This is a genomic window from Sphingomonas baiyangensis (genome assembly GCF_005144715.1).
Taxonomy (GTDB): Bacteria; Pseudomonadota; Alphaproteobacteria; order Sphingomonadales; family Sphingomonadaceae; genus Sphingomonas; species Sphingomonas baiyangensis.
The window spans coordinates 799,573-815,794 of record NZ_SWKR01000002.1; the positions used below are offsets into that span (position 1 = coordinate 799,573).

22 protein-coding genes and 1 tRNA gene are annotated in these 16,222 nt (G+C 66.7%); 5 read left to right on the forward strand and 18 right to left on the reverse strand.

The genetic code is table 11. From position 1 onward, the window contains the following. The first annotated feature begins 35 nt into the window (after positions 1–35). Positions 36–725 (forward strand): prolyl hydroxylase family protein, encoded by a 690-nt coding sequence (locus FBR43_RS06990; protein WP_136942478.1) that lies wholly within the window; start codon positions 36–38, stop codon positions 723–725. Positions 726–771: 46 nt separating this feature from the next. Here the strand turns inward: FBR43_RS06990 and FBR43_RS06995 are convergent, their stop codons facing one another. Then, positions 772–1,611: a class I SAM-dependent methyltransferase gene (locus FBR43_RS06995; RefSeq protein ID WP_249276489.1), complete on the reverse strand. Its 840-nt coding sequence runs from the start codon at positions 1,609–1,611 to the stop codon at positions 772–774. Between the two features lie 38 nt (positions 1,612–1,649). Between FBR43_RS06995 and recJ the strand changes: the two genes are divergently transcribed. Continuing rightward, the gene (recJ, locus tag FBR43_RS07000) at positions 1,650–3,416 is read left to right on the forward strand and encodes a single-stranded-DNA-specific exonuclease RecJ (RefSeq protein ID WP_136942480.1); all 1,767 of its coding nucleotides are present in this window, start codon (positions 1,650–1,652) and stop codon (positions 3,414–3,416) included. Positions 3,417–3,475: 59 nt separating this feature from the next. Then, positions 3,476–3,550: transfer RNA gene (locus tag FBR43_RS07005), tRNA-Glu, on the forward strand. A 10-nt stretch (positions 3,551–3,560) separates the two neighbouring features. Here the strand turns inward: FBR43_RS07005 and FBR43_RS07010 are convergent. From FBR43_RS07010 to FBR43_RS07090, 17 genes are all read right to left on the reverse strand, one after another. Next, positions 3,561–4,667 carry a site-specific integrase gene (locus FBR43_RS07010; protein ID WP_249276490.1) on the reverse strand — a complete coding sequence of 369 codons (1,107 nt, stop codon included), beginning with the start codon at positions 4,665–4,667 and terminating at the stop codon, positions 3,561–3,563. Then, positions 4,649–4,897 (reverse strand): hypothetical protein, encoded by a 249-nt coding sequence (locus tag FBR43_RS07015; protein WP_136942482.1) that lies wholly within the window; start codon positions 4,895–4,897, stop codon positions 4,649–4,651. The genes FBR43_RS07010 and FBR43_RS07015 overlap by 19 nt, the downstream gene beginning before the upstream one ends. Beyond that, on the reverse strand, positions 4,894–5,787 hold the full coding sequence (locus tag FBR43_RS07020) for a tyrosine-type recombinase/integrase (protein WP_136942483.1): 894 nt from the start codon (positions 5,785–5,787) through the stop codon (positions 4,894–4,896). Before FBR43_RS07020 ends, FBR43_RS07015 begins: the two co-directional genes overlap by 4 nt. After that, entirely contained in the window at positions 5,780–6,214 is a 435-nt protein-coding gene (locus FBR43_RS07025; RefSeq protein WP_136942484.1) for a hypothetical protein, read from the reverse strand. Before FBR43_RS07025 ends, FBR43_RS07020 begins: the two co-directional genes overlap by 8 nt. A 220-nt stretch (positions 6,215–6,434) precedes the next feature. Beyond that, positions 6,435–6,938 (reverse strand): hypothetical protein, encoded by a 504-nt coding sequence (locus FBR43_RS07030; RefSeq protein WP_136942485.1) that lies wholly within the window; start codon positions 6,936–6,938, stop codon positions 6,435–6,437. A 225-nt stretch (positions 6,939–7,163) separates the two neighbouring features. Then, a complete protein-coding gene (locus FBR43_RS07035; protein WP_136942486.1) occupies positions 7,164–7,526 on the reverse strand; it encodes a hypothetical protein in 363 nt (120 codons plus the stop codon). Then, entirely contained in the window at positions 7,523–7,879 is a 357-nt protein-coding gene (locus FBR43_RS16105; RefSeq protein ID WP_169542524.1) for a GapR family DNA-binding domain-containing protein, read from the reverse strand. Before FBR43_RS16105 ends, FBR43_RS07035 begins: the two co-directional genes overlap by 4 nt. 1 nt (position 7,880) lies before the next feature. Further along, on the reverse strand, positions 7,881–9,317 hold the full coding sequence (locus tag FBR43_RS07045; protein WP_136942488.1) for an AAA family ATPase: 1,437 nt from the start codon (positions 9,315–9,317) through the stop codon (positions 7,881–7,883). Beyond that, on the reverse strand, positions 9,314–9,898 hold the full coding sequence (locus FBR43_RS07050; protein WP_136942489.1) for a J domain-containing protein: 585 nt from the start codon (positions 9,896–9,898) through the stop codon (positions 9,314–9,316). Before FBR43_RS07050 ends, FBR43_RS07045 begins: the two co-directional genes overlap by 4 nt. Then, complete coding sequence (locus FBR43_RS07055) at positions 9,895–10,230, reverse strand: hypothetical protein (RefSeq protein WP_136942490.1); 336 nt, start codon at positions 10,228–10,230, stop codon at positions 9,895–9,897. Before FBR43_RS07055 ends, FBR43_RS07050 begins: the two co-directional genes overlap by 4 nt. After that, a complete protein-coding gene (locus FBR43_RS07060) occupies positions 10,220–10,465 on the reverse strand; it encodes a hypothetical protein (RefSeq protein ID WP_136942491.1) in 246 nt (81 codons plus the stop codon). Before FBR43_RS07060 ends, FBR43_RS07055 begins: the two co-directional genes overlap by 11 nt. Next, positions 10,455–11,504: an AAA family ATPase gene (locus FBR43_RS07065; protein ID WP_136942492.1), complete on the reverse strand. Its 1,050-nt coding sequence runs from the start codon at positions 11,502–11,504 to the stop codon at positions 10,455–10,457. The genes FBR43_RS07060 and FBR43_RS07065 overlap by 11 nt, the downstream gene beginning before the upstream one ends. Positions 11,505–11,625: 121 nt before the next feature. Then, entirely contained in the window at positions 11,626–11,808 is a 183-nt protein-coding gene (locus FBR43_RS07070; RefSeq protein ID WP_136942493.1) for a hypothetical protein, read from the reverse strand. Continuing rightward, the gene (locus tag FBR43_RS07075; protein ID WP_136942494.1) at positions 11,805–12,299 is read right to left on the reverse strand and encodes a hypothetical protein; all 495 of its coding nucleotides are present in this window, start codon (positions 12,297–12,299) and stop codon (positions 11,805–11,807) included. The genes FBR43_RS07070 and FBR43_RS07075 overlap by 4 nt, the downstream gene beginning before the upstream one ends. Positions 12,300–12,319: 20 nt before the next feature. Continuing rightward, positions 12,320–13,237, reverse strand: coding sequence for a PD-(D/E)XK nuclease-like domain-containing protein (locus tag FBR43_RS07080; protein WP_136942495.1), 918 nt, complete (start codon positions 13,235–13,237; stop codon positions 12,320–12,322). Between the two features lie 84 nt (positions 13,238–13,321). Next, complete coding sequence (locus tag FBR43_RS07085; protein WP_136942496.1) at positions 13,322–13,756, reverse strand: hypothetical protein; 435 nt, start codon at positions 13,754–13,756, stop codon at positions 13,322–13,324. A gap of 10 nt (positions 13,757–13,766) precedes the next feature. Beyond that, positions 13,767–14,390, reverse strand: coding sequence for a S24 family peptidase (locus FBR43_RS07090; protein ID WP_212611902.1), 624 nt, complete (start codon positions 14,388–14,390; stop codon positions 13,767–13,769). A gap of 83 nt (positions 14,391–14,473) precedes the next feature. Between FBR43_RS07090 and FBR43_RS07095 the strand changes: the two genes are divergently transcribed. Next, on the forward strand, positions 14,474–14,686 hold the full coding sequence (locus FBR43_RS07095; RefSeq protein ID WP_136942498.1) for a hypothetical protein: 213 nt from the start codon (positions 14,474–14,476) through the stop codon (positions 14,684–14,686). A gap of 1 nt (position 14,687) precedes the next feature. Beyond that, the gene (locus FBR43_RS07100; protein WP_136942499.1) at positions 14,688–16,088 is read left to right on the forward strand and encodes a DEAD/DEAH box helicase; all 1,401 of its coding nucleotides are present in this window, start codon (positions 14,688–14,690) and stop codon (positions 16,086–16,088) included. The last annotated feature ends 134 nt before the right edge of the window (positions 16,089–16,222 follow it).

Below are 16,222 nucleotides of genomic sequence, written 5' to 3' on the forward strand. Positions count from 1 at the left end.
TTTCTTTGCGTCCATGCTGGGGCAGTTTCGCGCGCATGGCTACCAAAGCGAAGACGCCCGGCACCCCCTCGCCGCTCCGCCGGCAGATCGGCGAGAGCGTGACCGCACGGCTCGACGCCGCCCCCGGCGTGACGCGCGTCGATATCGAGGCGGCACAGGTCTATTATCACCTCGATTTCCTTACCGACGAGGAATGCGAAACGCTGATCGCGGTGATCGACAAGGGGCGCCGTCCCTCGACATTGCTGTCGCAATCGTCCGATCCGAGCTTCCGCACCAGCGAAAGCTGCGACATGACGCGCGGATCGCCGATTATCGAGCCGATCGAGCGGCGCGTGTGCGAACTGATGGGCATCGACATGCCGCGCGGCGAGACAATGCAGGGCCAGCGCTACGCCCCCGGCCAGCAGTTCCGCGCGCATCACGACTATTTCCACGAGAGCGAACCCTATTGGCCCGCGATGCAGCGCGAAGGCGGCCAGCGCACTTGGACGGCGATGGCCTATCTCAACGATGTCGAGGAAGGCGGCGCCACCTGGTTTCCCAAGGTCGGCATCCGCATCCCACCGCGCAAGCGCATGTTGCTGATCTGGAACAACATGGCCGCCGATGGCAGCCCCAATCCCGACACGCTGCATGAGGGCATGGCGGTGGTGCGGGGCACGAAGTACATCTTCACGAAATGGTTTCGCGAGAACCCGTGGGGCCGCTTCGTCAAGGGGTAGCGCACGCGCAAGCTGGCGAACGGCGACCAACGCTTGGCGGACCGGCTCAGGCCGGGGGGCTCACCACCAGTCGATACCCTGCGTCATAAAAGTCGAGGTCGCGGAGGTGGCCGTATCTGCGGTCCCATTCTCCGCTTTCATGGTCGCGTTTCAGGCGCGCCAAACCTTCGTCGACGCTCTGCAATGACCAGAATGACGAGCTTCCCGAGCGGATCCAGGGGTCGAGATAGGCCTCTGGCCGGCGCCAATAGGCGTAGAGAAATCCGTCGGTGCAGTCATGCGGCACCGCCACGGGCTCGATCGCGACCGACCCCAGCCACTCGCCATATTGCGCCATGCTCGGCATCTGGCGTTCGTCGAGCGTGGCGAGCTCGGGGAAATAATCGGTGAGCCATGGGCGATGCGCCGGATCGAAGGTCAGCAGCACGATCGGCCCCTTGGTGACGCGCCGCATCTCGCGCAATCCGGTAGCCTTGTCCGCCCAGTGATGGATCGTGAGCACCGCCATCGCGGCGTCGAACGTCCCGTCGTCGAACGGCAGGCTTTCTGCACTCGCCTGCACGCAGGGGGCTGCCATGGCCGGACGCTTGCGGATCATCTCGATCGAAGGTTCGACCGCCGTGACCTGCCGATCGAAAGGCTCGTACGATCCGGTTCCGGCGCCGACATTGAGGATTTTTCCAGAGCTACCAAGCGCGCGGTGAAGCTGCGCGGCGATCCGCTCATCCGGGCGTCGCAACGCGGCGTAGTTGACGCCGATCGAGTCATAGAGCGCGGTCATGCGAGTTACGTAGACCTCACCAACGCGGCTGTGGCAAGCAGGCGGCTGGCGCGAAACCGTGGTAAGAGCGTTTGCCAACCTCCGCTCGAAGCGAGGCTGCCGCACCCTAGCCCGATGCGCGACGTCACGCTATCGAACCCACGATGTCGCCCGTCTGCAACGTATCGCAATCGATCCTCGGCCAGCCCTGGCATTGGCGCGGGCTTGCCGGCGATACGCTCGACAGCGGCTTCGCGCCCGACGATCTGGTGACGCGGCTGCTGCTGGCGCGCGGCTGCCCGCGCGATGCACTCGATGCGCACCGTGCGCCATCGATCCGCGCATTCATGCCCGATCCTTCGATCTTCCGTGACATGGACAAGGCCGCCGAACGGCTTGCCGATGCCGTGCAGGCGGGCGAGCAGGTCGCGATCTTCGGCGATTACGATGTCGACGGCGCTACCTCGGCGGCGCTCATGGTGCTGCTGCTGCGCGACCTCGGGCTCGCTGCCCGCCCCTACATCCCCGATCGGCTCATGGAGGGCTACGGCCCCTCGGGCGAGGCGCTGGTGCGGCTGGGGCGCGAGGGCGCGACGCTGATCGTCACCGTCGATTGCGGCGCGCAGGCGTTCGAGGCGCTCGACGCAGCGCGCGACGCCGGCATCGAGGTGATCGTCGTCGATCACCACAAATGCTCGAGCGCGCTTCCGCACGCGCTGGCGATCGTCAATCCCAACCGGGTGGACGAAGGCGAAGGCGCCGCGCACGGGCACCTCGCCGCCGTCGGCATGGCATTTCTGCTCGGCGCGGCGCTGCTGCGCACGCTGCGTGCGCGCGGGCACTTCTCGCCCGAACGGCCCGAGCCGCGTCTCATCGACCTGCTCGATATCGTGGCGCTTGGCACCGTCGCCGATGTCGCCGCGCTCAAGGGGCTCAATCGCGCCTTCGTGGCGCAGGGCCTGAAGGTAATGGCGGGCCGCCGCAATATTGGACTGGCCGCGCTGATCGAAGCGTCGCGGCTCACGCGCGCGCCGGTATGCAGCGACCTGGGCTTCGCGCTCGGGCCGCGCATCAATGCTGGCGGGCGCGTCGGGCGCGCCGATCTGGGCGTGCGCCTGCTCACAGCCACCGACGCGCACGAGGCACGCGGTATCGCCGAGGAACTCGACCGGCTGAACGAGGAACGCCGTGCGATCGAGGGCGAGGTGCAGGCGCTCGCCGACACGCTGGCCGACGCCCAGACCGACCGTGCCGTCACGCTCGTCGCTGCCGAGGGCTGGCACCCCGGCGTCATTGGCATCGTCGCGGGCCGCCTGAAGGAACGGCTCGGCCGCCCCGCGCTGGTGTTTGCGATCGACGAAGCGGGCATCGCCAAGGGTTCGGGGCGCTCGATCCCCGGCGTCGATCTGGGAGCGGCAGTCCTCGCCGCCAAGGACGTCGGGCTGCTGCTGGCGGGCGGTGGCCACGCGATGGCCGCTGGTGCGACGATCGCGGCGGACCGGATCGGGGATTTGACCGCCTTTCTGGAGGAGAGGCTCGCCGAGCGCGTGCGGGTGGCGCAGGGCGAGCGCGCGCTGCTGGTCGACGCGGTACTGGCACCCGGCGGCGTGTGCGTCGATCTGGTCGAGGCGCTCGAGGTCGGTGGACCCTATGGCATGGGCTGGCCGCAACCGCGCGTCGCCGTTGGCCCCGTGCGCATCGTCAAGGCCGACCGCGTCGGCAATGGCCATGTCCGCGTGATCGCGGTCGGCGAGGACGGCCGCAGCCTCAAGGCGGTGGGCTTTCGCCAGGCCGATACCGCGCTCGGCGCCGCGCTGCTCGGCACGCCGCCGCACCGCCGCCTGTGGCTCGCCGGGCGCGCGCGCCGCGACGACTGGGGATCGCGCCCCGCCGCCGAACTGCATATCGACGACGCTGCATGGGCCGATTGAGCCGCCAAACCCCCTTGACCGCCGCCCGCTGCCTGCCGTACGGGCATCGCCACCCGGACGGCCCCTTCGTCTAGCGGTTAGGACGCGGCCCTTTCACGGCTGAAGCACGGGTTCGATTCCCGTAGGGGTCACCATCGGCAGAAATCAGCCGTTTCCGACGATACGCCCGGCTGCGTTTACCCCCGCCAGCGCCACGATTTTACCCCCGGCCACGCGATCGGCGATGCCGCGGGCGACCATCAACGCCCGCGCGCGCTTGCTGTAGTGGCGCACCATCTCGGGCGACATGCCCAGCATCGAGCCGACTTCGGTATCACTCAGGCCCAGCTCGACTAGGTAGCAGCAGGCGTTCTTGCGCAGACCGTGGAACGTGAATGTCGCGTCCTCGGCGATCATCTCTCGGGCGCGCAGGTCGGCGAGCACCTCGCGCACCTCGTCCTTCGCCATCAACGCGCGGAGCCGTTCCTGCAGGGCGGCAGTCGTCTTGAACGGCGCGCCGGTGCGCTCATACAGCAGCGTCACCGATCGGCGTGGAAGGCGCGCCAGCTCGTCCAGCCATAGCGGATGCATCGGGATCGCGACGTGCTTGGTGACGCCGCCGCGCCGCACCTTCTGTTGGGTGAAGTCCATGATGCCGTCGCGCACCCAGCCATATTGCATACGGATGCAGTCGCCGATTCGCTGGCCCGAGCAGAGGCCGGTGATGATCGCGAGCCGTGTCATCGGTGTGGCCGCCTCGATCGCCACGCGCAGCAGGTCGGCCGGCCAGGGTTCGTGCTCTCCCGTTTTCAGGATTGGCACCTTGTCGGCCGGGTTGTCGTCGCGCAGCCCGAGCTTGATCGCGTGACGCATCAGCGATCCGAACACGGACAGCCAGACGTTCGCCTTGCCCGGCGTCTCGGCATAGGCGTCGCGCATCTTGAACAACGCCACCGGGCGCACGCCGGCAATCGTCCGGTGTCCGTGAACCTCGGCGATCATGTCGAGATAGCGCGACTGGTTCGTGCGCGTGCGGAGGCTCTTGGCCTTCCATTCGGTGCTGCCACGATAATCGACCACCAGCCATCCCAGCGTGCCGGCGGCGGGGCCGACCCGTTCGGGTGCCGACGTGGACAGCCGCGCATATTCGGCGGCGAAGTCCGGATGGTCGATCGGTGGGAGCCGATGATAGGTGTCTTTCCCGGCGACCTTCCGGCGGAAATAGAGCAGCCCGTTGATGGGCTTGACGTTCTTCAAAGTAAGTCGTCCCACGACCTATCTTCCTCTCTGGCGAGCGCGAGAGGCTGGGACATTCCGAACTGGTTGGCAATGAGGCGGTCGAGCTGCGCGCGCGACCAATAGACGTTCGAGCCCTCTTTTCTGCCGTGCTGGCGATAGCGCGCAAGGAACGACGACTGGCTCTGTCCCATATAGAGACAGGCGACGTCGGCCGTCATGCGCGCGGGCCAGTCCGGCAGGGTCGAGAGCCGCTCGGCCTTCACGGAATCCAGACCTCCTCGACGGCGGCGCGGCGCTCGGCCTGACTGGTGCGGACATAGTGGCGGCGCGTGACGGGCGATCCCGGCGCGTGGCCGAGCAGCGTCTGCAGCAGCGCCTCGCTGTGGCCGTGCGCGATCCGCGACGCGAACCATTTGCGCATCATCTTCGGCGTGAGGCCGTCCGCGGCCGGCGGTGCGTCGTCGCGGTCGAGGAAGTGGCGACGCATGGCCTTCTGCATCGCCGCGACCGTCGGGAACGGGTGCGCGTCGAGCGCGCGGCCGAGCGTCGCGCGAATCCAGATGGCGCGCGCGGTGCGGTTCAGCGGCACCTCGCGGCGGCGGCTCTCGCGCTTCACCTGAAAGTCGGGCCGGCCACCGATGGCGATCGCGTCAGTCGTCGCGTCACGCACCTGCAGGCGTTCGAGCTCGTGCGGCGCGAGGCCGGTCAACAGCATGAACTCGAGCGCGTCGGCGTGGCGCGCCGGCAGCGTGCGCAGATACCACGCGAAATCCTCGTCGCCGGGCAGCGGGCGCTCGATGTTCGGTACGCTCACGATTGGCATCCGAGGCCGATCCGCGAGCAGCCGCTCGTCGATCGCCCACGTCAGGATCTGCGCGAGCAGCGCGACCTCCTCGTGCACCGTGATCGCGGCGCACGTCTGCAGCCGGGCAGCGGCGTACACGTCGATATGGCTCTTGCGCAGGCCGGCGAGCGGGATATCGCCGAGCTGCACGCACAGCGCGCGGCCGATCTTCGCCTGGTTGGCATAGGTGCTGCGCGCGATCGAGCCGAGCGCGGTCAGCCGCGCGCGATATGCGAGCCACTGGTCGACAGTGCCGGCGAAGGTCAGCGGCGATAGGTCAGTCACGGTCAGCAGCGATAGGTCAGTCATGGCCCACCTGTTCGGTGGAGAGGGTGGCGGGGCGCTTGTTCCATGGCTGGAACCGGCGCAATTTTTCAGGCGCAAAGTCCAACCAGTTTCCGGTAAAGGTCAGCGCCCGGTCATCAATGGTCAGCAGTGCGGGCGGCTTAAACCAAGGAAACCGTATGGCCTCATGAAGCCAATCAACGTCATGAACAGGGCTGAACGTTAGTGGCACGTTGAAATGTTCGCGGATGTAGCGACGCATGGCGCGCCGCCCGGCGAGCGATTTGGATCGGGACGAATACACCATCACGCGATAGTGCTTGGTCGCCTCAACCAGATATTCCAGGGTGCCCGCAACTGGCGGATCAGCGGCGATGCCAGCGCCCTGCCACCCGCTAGTATAGCTGTGGATAACGCCGTCGAAATCAAGGCATAAGATTGGCTTAAGCACGGTCAGGCCCTCCCTTGCGGCTTCAGGTCGACGACTGGCGTAAACTGGCGAGCGCAATCCTCTGCCGTTTCGCCGTAGACGATGATACACTCGCCAGTGATTCCGTGATCCGCCATGTTAAAGCGGATTGGCTGGCCATTTTTTAGCCGGTCTATATTCCCCGCCTCCAAGCCCACAATTAGTAGTGGGCGACCATCAGCGGTCTTGCCGTGAGCGCGCATCATGCCTGTTCCACCTCCCCCATAGCGGGCGGGTGAAGGGCGAGGATGGCGTCGGCTCGCTTTCCGCCATCTGCTGCAAGCGCCTGTCGTCCTGCGTCTCCTTCGCTATGGATCAAGCGGCAAAGACGAGCCTGCTCACCATACCATGCGAGGGCTTCGCGAACGGGATTTGCTGCGGCCTTCTCGCCGAGCGCCAATCCTAACTTGAAGGCGCGTGCCCATGCCACGTCGCTGGCGTCTGCCTCCGCCATGATCTCGTCATCCGACAACGCGAGGATGCGGGCAACTTCCACCTCCCGCCCCACCGTAGGGGTTGAAGCGCGGTGCTGCTCGACTGGCGGGGCGGCGAGGACTGCAAGGATGGCACTGCGAATTGTCCGGGCGTCGCCGTGCCGCATGTCCAATCCGAAATACGCCTTATCGTGGGTATCGTCGGGAACGACTGACAACGTGTCGGCTAAGTTGCGCAAAACTTCGACCGACGGATCGCTTCTATCCTGCATGGTGCTTGTCCTTGTTGAGATGGGCGCGGAGAGCGGGCAGGTCGGCGACCGGGCACCAATCCGGCGTATTCCATCGGGTATCGCCGACGCGCTTGCCGCCTCGATCGGGGTGGTCACAGTAGATGTCTGAACCGCTGTCCCCTTGGACGCGGTAGCTGACGCTCCGTTCGTGCCGACAGCCGAAGCAGGAGGCGCGGACAGTGACGTGCGGACCTTCTCGGGCGCTCACGGCTTCGGCTCATTGGTGAGAGTGGCGCGGGCGGCTGTGACGCGACGCAGGACTTCTCGATTCAGATCGTCCTCACGATCAAACCGGAGCGAACCGGTCACTAGGTCAAGCGCTTCAGCCGCCGTGGCATTGCTCGCCTCAAGCGCCTCTACACGCGCTGCCAGTGTGGCGGTTGCTTCGATGCGGTGCTCTGCAAAAATGAGCACAGTTTTGCTGTTGTCCCATTCGCCCGAGCAGATGAGCTCGCGCAGTCGCTTGGCGCGATAATCCGTTTCCGGCAGGCTTGAAGTGTACAGTCGATGACGCAGCGCCGCCTCCCGATCGCACTGCTCAACGATCGCTTTGGTTGTGTCGGTCATTGCAGCGTGTCCCCTGCCCGCTCGTCCGCGTCGAACGGCACGTCGCTCTCGTCGCCGGCAACGTCGTCGGTATCGCGGACGGCCACCGACACGCGTACGTCGAGCGGGAGCGACTTCTGCTCCTCGATCGCATCCTCGTATACGCGCAGCAGATCGTCGAACGCCTGTGTCTGGCCCTCGCCGTTCTTCCGGCGCTTGAGGATCGCGGCGATCACGTTGGTATCGAAGCCATCCTCCTTCGCGAGCTTCTTGCGCTCGTTGAAGTCCTGGGCGGCCTCGTCCTTCGCTTCCTGCAGGCGTTCGAGCGAGCGGATGTGATTGTAGAGCGCGGAGGCGCGGTTATCGCCGAGCATGTCAGTCGTCTCCAAAGAGGCTTTCGGCCACGCGAGGGGTGGGAGCGGGAGAGGAAGCAGCGGGCGACGATACCTCCTCCCCCTGGCCGTCGAGCGGGGACGCAGCCGGATCCGGCTCCCCATCCTCGGCGGATTTCTTGCGACGACGGCCGGTGTCGATCGGCTCGGGCGTGGGGGCACCGGCGATCGCGCCATCCTCCATCACGATCCCGACCTTGCCCGAGCTGTCGACCGCCTCGACCCACAGCTGGAAGCCGTGCGCCTCGGCCATCTCGGCGAGCATCTTCTCGCCTTCCTCGTCGAGCAGCGAGCCGTCGCGCACGAGCATGACGCGCAGCTTCGGGTTGCCGGCCATGCCGATCGCGGTAGAAACGCGCAGCTGCTCGGCGCTGCTTGCCTGGTCGAACGGCTCGCCGTTGAACAGCACGACGCCCTCGGCGAACGACAACCCGGCGACGGGCATTTCGGCCTTGGCGAACGCATCGGCGATCTGCTTCGTGCGGCTGTCCATTTTCGCCGTGAGCGCATCGGCCTTCGCACGGAGGTTCTCGACGAGCTTCACCTGTGCCCGCCGCACGCGCGCCGCCTGCACCTTCCGGTTCGTCTCGCGCACCTCGGCGAGCGCGCGCTGCACGTCGGCGACGTCGATCGGCTCGGGCAGCACCTCGGCCTCGGCGAGCTTCTTCACGTCGCCCTCGGCCTGCGCCTCGAACGCCTCGGCCTGTTCGATCAGGCGGGCGGCCTCCTCGCGGAGTTCGACGGCGCGCGCGCGGTTGCGTTCGATCGCTGCCTGAAACTGCTCGCGGTTCGCGCGGCGGCGTTCGAGCATCGCGTTGTGCTCGGCCGCCTCGGCGATCTTCGCGTCGAGTGTCGCCTCGTCGACGGGCTCGGCCGGCACGCCTTCGTGCACCGGCATCTGGTCGAGCGTCATCTGCGCGGCCTTGAGGTCGCGGTTCACGTCGCGACGCTCGGCATATTCGGCAGCGGTCAGCTTTTCGAGCGCCTCGGGGTCGATCTCGAGCTTCACCAGCTTGCGCAGCAGCCGGTACTGCTCCTCGGGCTTCTCGCGGGTGAAGGCGAGCGGGTCGAACGCTACCGACGCATAGAGCGTGTCGAGCATCTTCTGCGGGCTGGGGAAGCGCGCGCCCTCGGCGCTCTCGACGACGATCTGCCCGCCGCCCTCGGCATCGAACGTACGGCGGATGACCATCGCGCCGGCGTCGAGCTCGATGCGGATCGCGCCCTCCTCCTCGCCCGAGCGAACGGGCTTCTTCGGCATGACGCTGCGACCGCCGAGCGCCGCCTGGATGGCGTCGAGCACGGACGTCTTGCCCTGCGCGTTCTTGCCGCGGATGGGAACGACGGCGCCATCGCCGGGAATGATTTCGATGGCGCGGAGCTTCTTGAAGTTCTCGGCCTGCAGGCGGGTGATTTTCATTGCGGTGCTCCGAGCTGGCGGCGTGCTTCGTCACGCGCCCAATTGAGACGGGCCATTGCGGCGGCGCTGCCGCCGGCGTCGGGGTGGGTATTCTTGGCAAGGCTGCGAAAAGCCGCTTCGACCTCGTTCAAGCCGACGGTCGCGCCGGGCTTGAAGCCGAGCACCTTGAACCAGTCGTCGGGCGCGGGGAGCGCGGTGAAGCCCTTGAAGGTCTGGCGCACCACATGCAGGCCGCCGTGCCGCATCTCGGTTCGGCGCGCCTCGATGATGTGGAAGATCGCCTGCAGGTTGTCCTGCGGCTTCGGGTAGCGGTCGACCGCGATGCAACGCTGTTCGCCGTCCCATGTGAACCAAGCGGCGACGCCAGGATCGGCGGGCGCCTTGAGCGAGAGGCCGCCGACGTTCGATGACAGGACGATGCCCGTCACCTGCTTGCCGCTATCCTTGGCGAACGCGCGCAGTGCCTTGTCGACGTTCGCGAGCGCGGCGTGCAGCGTCGTCTTGAACTGCGACGTCACGCGCTGCGTGGTGCGCGGCACCGCCTCGGGCCATTGCAGCGGATATTCGGGGATGTCGCTCACTGCCCACCTCCCGCCTTCACCGCGTCGACGAACTCGTTCACCATGCGCGGCACGTCGCGCTCGATCGCGCGCTGCATGTCGGCGAGGTGGCGCGCCATCGCGCCGCGATCGGCCGCGTCGATGCCCGCCAGCTCGGCCGACTTGATCGCCGCGACGAACACGGTGAACTGCACCGCATCGAGCAGGGCGATGCGCTGATCGTTCGCCATGAGGAACTGCGACACGACGGTATCGAGCAGCGCGTCGAGCGAGGTTGTGTAGCCCTCGCGCACCGTCGCACGCAGCTGGTCGAATGGCGTCATCGCGACGCCGTTCAGGGGTTCAGACGCCATCGGTCGCAACCTCGCTAGCCTCGATCGGGCGATGCTTGCCGACGATCGGCTTGGTATCGAACGACGGCGCGCGGTCGCTGGTCGATGCGACCGTTACCACGGCAGGGCCGCGATCGGTCGAGACGACAACCTCGTCGCCCTCGGCCACGCGCTCGCCGTCGTTGTGATAGGTGTAGGTGCGCCGGTCCCACGGCTTGAACAGGACCGAAACATACTGCCGGTTCTCAGACGCCATCGTAATCGCCTCCATCGGTGTCGGTTTGCTCGGTCGCGGCGGCTTTCAGCGCGGGCAGCTCGTCGGCGAGCGCCTTGCGCGCCTCGGAGCCCATCGCCTGCCATTCCTCCTGCAGCGCCTGCATGTTCCCCGGTCGCGCGATCTCGCGCAGCTTCGTCAGCTGCTCGGAAAAGTCGCCGGGGCCGCGCTGCGGAGGGGCATCCTGCGCGGCCCCGCCCATCGCCCAGCGTGCCAGCTTCACACCAGCCTCGCGGCCGATCCTCCTACCCTCGGGGAAAAAGGGCCGGTGCTGTTCCTGCAGCTTTCGGGGGATGGGGACGCCGGGGTTGTCGGGGGCGAGCAACATCGACGTCGTGATTTCAAACGGGAACCGCTTCTCGCAGATCGGCACCCAGCGCTCGAGCATGGGCAGCTCGGACGATGGCGTGATGACCATCTTCGTCGACTGCTTGCCCTTCCACATCTTCGGCGTGGTGCCGTCGTGCTCGAACTGCGGCACCGCCTCGACACGCATCTTCTCCTCGCTGCGCATACAGACGATGATGTGCGCGCGGGACGCGAGCATCTGGTTGACCAGGCGCTTGTGGGCGAGCTTCGGCTCCATCCAGTTTGCCGGCGGCTTCTTGCCGTTCGCTTCCAGCTCGGCCGCCCACTCGCGCAGACCGCCCTCGCCTTCATGCTCATGCGAGAAACTGTCGATGACGATCACGTCGGCGCCGGCCTGCTCGGCCTGATTGATCGCCGCGCCATAGGCTTGCGGGCGGAACGGGGGCGAGATTTCGCCGTGCATGAAGTGGAAGTGGTCGGCGTAGTGCAGCCCGCGGCCGCGCTCGGTGTCGATGAAGAACACGCGCCCTTCGCGACCCTGCGCGCGGCCGATCTCGCCGGCGATGCCATCGGCGACCAGCAGCGCGGAATACGTCTTGCCCGAGCCGCTGGCGCCGTCGAAGCCGATCAGCAGGGGCACGTTCTCGCGGCGCGCGGGCTTGAAGGATGTCGTCACAGGGGAAAACTCCGAACCGCGCCGCAGTGCTCGCACTCGCGAACCTCAGAGATGCGGGAATAAGAATCGGGCTCGTAATCGCGGCCGCGAACACGCGTCGTGATGATGTGCTGGGTCGGCTTCCAGCGATGCTCGCACAGGCCAAGCAGGCGGCGGATCACAGCAGCCGCTCCGCTGCGACCGCAACGAGCATGTCATCCTTGATCGCCTCGAATATCGCGATCTGCCGGTCGGCGAGTTGCTGCGTCATCTTCCCGTCGGCGACCCGGCGCGGATAGACGCGCTTCCTGAACGCTATCTCGCGGCGGATCGCTTCGAGCTTGTCCTCGGCGGTAATCACGCCGCCTTCGCCTTCGCCGGCAGCGTGTACGTCACCTTGCCGACTTCATCGGTATCGGACACGGCGCCGACCGATTTCAGCAGCCAGCCAGCGCGGCGATTGTCGCAGCCGAGCAGGCCCATCACCTCGTCGCGCGTGACGGGATGGCCCTCGTTCAGCAGCTCGATCACGAGATCGTCGTCATCGCCGCGGCGCCGCTCGCGCATTTTCACATTGCGTTTCTGGACGATCGCATGGCGCTTCTGCCCGATCTCATGCAGCGGGCGCATTTCCTCGATCTTGCGCTCGGCCGTCTGGGCGCGGAGGCGCAGCTCGTCACGCTCGCAGCAGACGCGACCAAGGTCGCCGACGGCCCGCTTAAACAGCGTGTGCCACTTGTCCGCGTTCTCCCGCGCAACCTGCACCGCGTCGCCCGCCATCAACGTCGTCGCGATACCGCCAGTCACCAGACCGAGCAGCCCGCACGACAGCCCCACCAAAATCGGTTCCATGTTTCTCTCCCTCGTGAAGATCAGGCGGCGCGCTGGTCGAGCGCGTCGGCGAACTCGTCGGCCTGCCGCTTCGCGGCCCAGGCGACCATTTCGTAGGATGGCGGCGCGACGTAGTGCGTGCGGGGGCGGTAGCCCTCGAACCGCCCTGCCCGCCCGGCGCTCGCCCAGCGCTCGATCGCCCACATCGTCCGCTCGTGCGCGAACTCGCGCGCCTGCTCGTCGAGCTGGATCACGGCGAGCGTGTAGGGCGGCTTGGGATCCTGCACGACGTACCGGAACTCGACGTCGCGCCAGTCGCACTCGATCAGCTTGGCGAGGCCGCGCGAATAGAACGGGTCCTGCACATCGCGTGCTTCGCGGAACAGGTATTTCACGAACCCGTCGGGATCGGGGCCGGGCGCGAACGTCTTGTAATCGTAGATCGCCGGCCGGGCGTTCATCCGCCAGTCCATCATCGAGCGGCAGTAGATCGCGCCCGCTGACGTCTCCTCCATCCAGATCGCGACCTGTTCGGGCACGCCGTTGGTGAAGGCGTCGGCGTTGTCGGCGTCGTCGGCGAGCTGCTGGCGCGCGGCGGCGGCCATCGCTTCGGCCTGCTCGTACACCTTCGTCAGACAGGGCTGCCTGCCGGCGGCGATCGCGGCCTCGCGACCTTCCTTCGCGGCCTTGGTGCGCCAATCGTCGGCGTCGATCACGACGATGCCCGAGCCCCTGCCGAGCAGCAGCTCATGCGCGACCGAGCCGAGGTCGAACTGCGTCCGGTCCTCCTCCTCAAGCTCGGGGTTCAGGCGTGGATGCTTCCACTTCGCATCGGCCAGCGTGCGATCGACGATGGTGCTGATGATGCCGCTCGATACCGAGGGGCGCTTGCACGGATCGGCGTGATATTCCGCCGCCGGCAGGTCGTAGAAGCCGGGGGCTTCGATGCGGGTTGGCATGGGGTACTCCCTTCGTGGTTAACGAAGGGGTATATTTTGTACCCTAGAGCGTCAAGCGAAAAAGATATGTTTTATACCCGGCGTTCATTCGACATACCGGATCACGATAAATTGCGTGGTCTTTCGGTTGACGGCGACGCTGTTGCCCGAGCCGAACGTGCTGGTGCCGTTCGACCAGAGGTTTCCGCCCATAGCCGTTCCAACCTGTCGCTCGCTCTGCGTGTTGAGGATCAGCGCCTCGCCCCCGACTTCCCGGGCCTTCTTCGCGATCGCCGGGCTGTCGAGGGCATCACCGTCGAGGAGGCGATCTTTCCGACTATCGGTGATGAACCCGATGATCTGGAACCGGCGCGGCGGCCCGCCGGTCATCCACAATTCGATGCCGCGCATATCGACCTTCGTTCCACCGGGGCCTGTCTGCATGGCGTCGGGGCCTTCATAGGCAGCGAACACGATCTTCGCGTGCGCGGTGGCCGGGAAGGCCACGGCTAGAGCGGCGGCGAGCAACAAACGGCGCATGGTGTCCCCCTCAGTCCAGGTCGATCAGGCTCCGGACGACGCGGCCGACGACGCTCCATCCATCCTCCATAAGATAGATCGGGCGGTTTGCCGGGTTCGTGGAATATGGCTCAAGCCGCTGCACCGGCTGGTCATAATATCGCTTGTACGTTGTCTCGCCGCGAAGCGAGAACACGTAGTACCCGCCGGCGATCGGGTCGCGATCGTGCACATTGAAGATGATCCGCGAGCCTTCGGGCGACACACGGTCCATGCTGTCGCCCCTCACGTCGGTCGCGACGAACTGACCCGGCCCCAGCCCCTCGACCGTGATGCGTTCCAGCTCACTGATGTCCTCGACCTGCCCGACGTCGGAAATTTGGCCGGCACTGACCCACGAGATCACAGGCACCTCGACGAGCGACGGCGGTGGTTTCACGAAATCCTGCATCGGCTCGGCGCCGTCGTATAGCCATTCGGCGCGCACCTTGAGCCGTCCGCCATATTTCAGGGCGGCGCGATAGCTGAAGTCGACCGACCCGTTCAGGTTCGATTTCAGCGTGTTGTAATTCCAACCCCACCGCTCGGCGGCCTCGGTCGGTTTCAACTTCGCACGCTTGAACGCCTGCTTTAATCGGTCGCTTCGCTCACTCATGGGGTAGAAGGCTAGCGACGGCATCGGCATAAATCATACCGAAGTGCTTGACGGGCAGCAGGTATAAAATATACCTAACGCCCATGGTTACTGAGCCGGAAACGTCCCACGCCGGGATCATCGAGCGCGAAGGCGGCCCCGCAAAGGTCGCTGCCGCCATCCGTCAACCGCCTGGGAACGTGAAGGCGTGGAAGCGCACGAACTCGATTCCCGCGCCATATTGGCAGGCGTTCGTCGACAACGGGCTCGCCACATACAAGGAACTTGCCAGCGCCGCTGCGGTGAAAGCCGCCTGACGTGGAGCTGCGCGACTATCAGGCCACGATGCTCGACGAGGCGCGAGCGCTGATGCGCTCGGGGACGCGGCGCGTGCTGCTGCGGCTCGCGACCGGCGGCGGCAAGACGGTCATGGCCGCCTCGATGCTGGGCGGCGCGGCCGATCGTGGGCTGGGAAGCCAGTTCATCGTGCATCGCCGCGAGCTGATCGAGCAGACCAGCGTGACGTTCCGCTCGGCCGGCATCGAGCATGGCCTGATCGCGAGCGGGATGCCCGAGGCATCGCATCGGCTGGTGCAGCTGGCCGGCGTGCAGACGCTGGTGAACCGGCTCGAGCGCGTGGCGGCGCCGAAGCTGATCGTCATGGACGAGTGCCACCACGCGGTCGCGGGCACATGGCAGCGCGTGCTCGAAACCTATCCCGGCGCGTTCCTGATCGGCCTGACCGCCACGCCCGAGCGCCTCGACGGACGCGGGCTGAAAGACCAGTTCGACGCGATGGTCGACGGCCCCTCGACGGCCGAGCTGATCGCGCGCGGGTTTCTGTCGCCGTTCCGGTATTTCGCGCCCGGCAAGCCCGATCTGGTCGGCGTGCCCGAGCGCGGGGGCGACTTCAATCGTTCGGCGCTGGGCGCGGCAATGGACAAGCCCAAGCTCGTCGGCGACGTCGTGGAGCATTACCAGCGCCTCGCCCCCGGCGAGCAGGGCATCGTGTTCGCGGCGTCGCGCGACCATAGCCGGCATATCGCGGAGGCGTTCGCCGCCGAAGGTGTGGCGGCCGCGCATATCGACGGCTCGATGTCGGACAGCGAGCGCGCCCGGATCGTCGAGGCGTTCCGCGCGGGCGATCTGCGCGTGATGTCGAACGTCGACCTGTTCGGCGAGGGCTTCGACGTGCCGGGGCTGGTGTATTGCGGCCTCGCGCGCCCCACGAAATCGCTGTCGCTGTTCCTGCAGCAAGTGGGCCGCGCGCTGCGCATCATGCCGGGCAAGTCGCAAGCGATCATCTGCGACCATGCCGGCAACGCATTCACGCACGGACTGCCCGACGATCCCCGGCAATGGACGCTCGAAGGCCGCGCCGCGCGCGCCGGCGGCGGCGGGGCGGGCGACGGTTTCAGCGTGCGCCAGTGCCTCGACTGCTATCAGGTGTCTCGCTCGACGGTGGCCGTCTGTCCCTGCGGCTCGCCCTTCCCGATTCAATCCCGCGAGCCCGAGCGCGAGGACGGCGACCTGTTCGAGTTGAAGCGCGTTGCCGAGCAGGCTGAGGCCGCCGCGAAGGCCGCGCGGAAGGACGAGGAACGCGCCTGCGTCACGCTCGCCGATTGGGAGGCCCTTGCCCGCAAGCGTGGGTACAAGCCCGGCTGGGCGAAGCACCAGTGGGAGTTCCGGCAGAAGTTCAAGCGGAGGAAGGCGGCGTGAGCCTGCACCCTGATAAGCGACCGTTCCGCCTAATCCGGCGGTTCAAGGCGGATGGTGTGTGGCACGCCGAGTATGAGGCCGACCTTTGGGAAGGACCGGACGGCAGCGGCAATCCGGTGGGGTATCGCACGCGA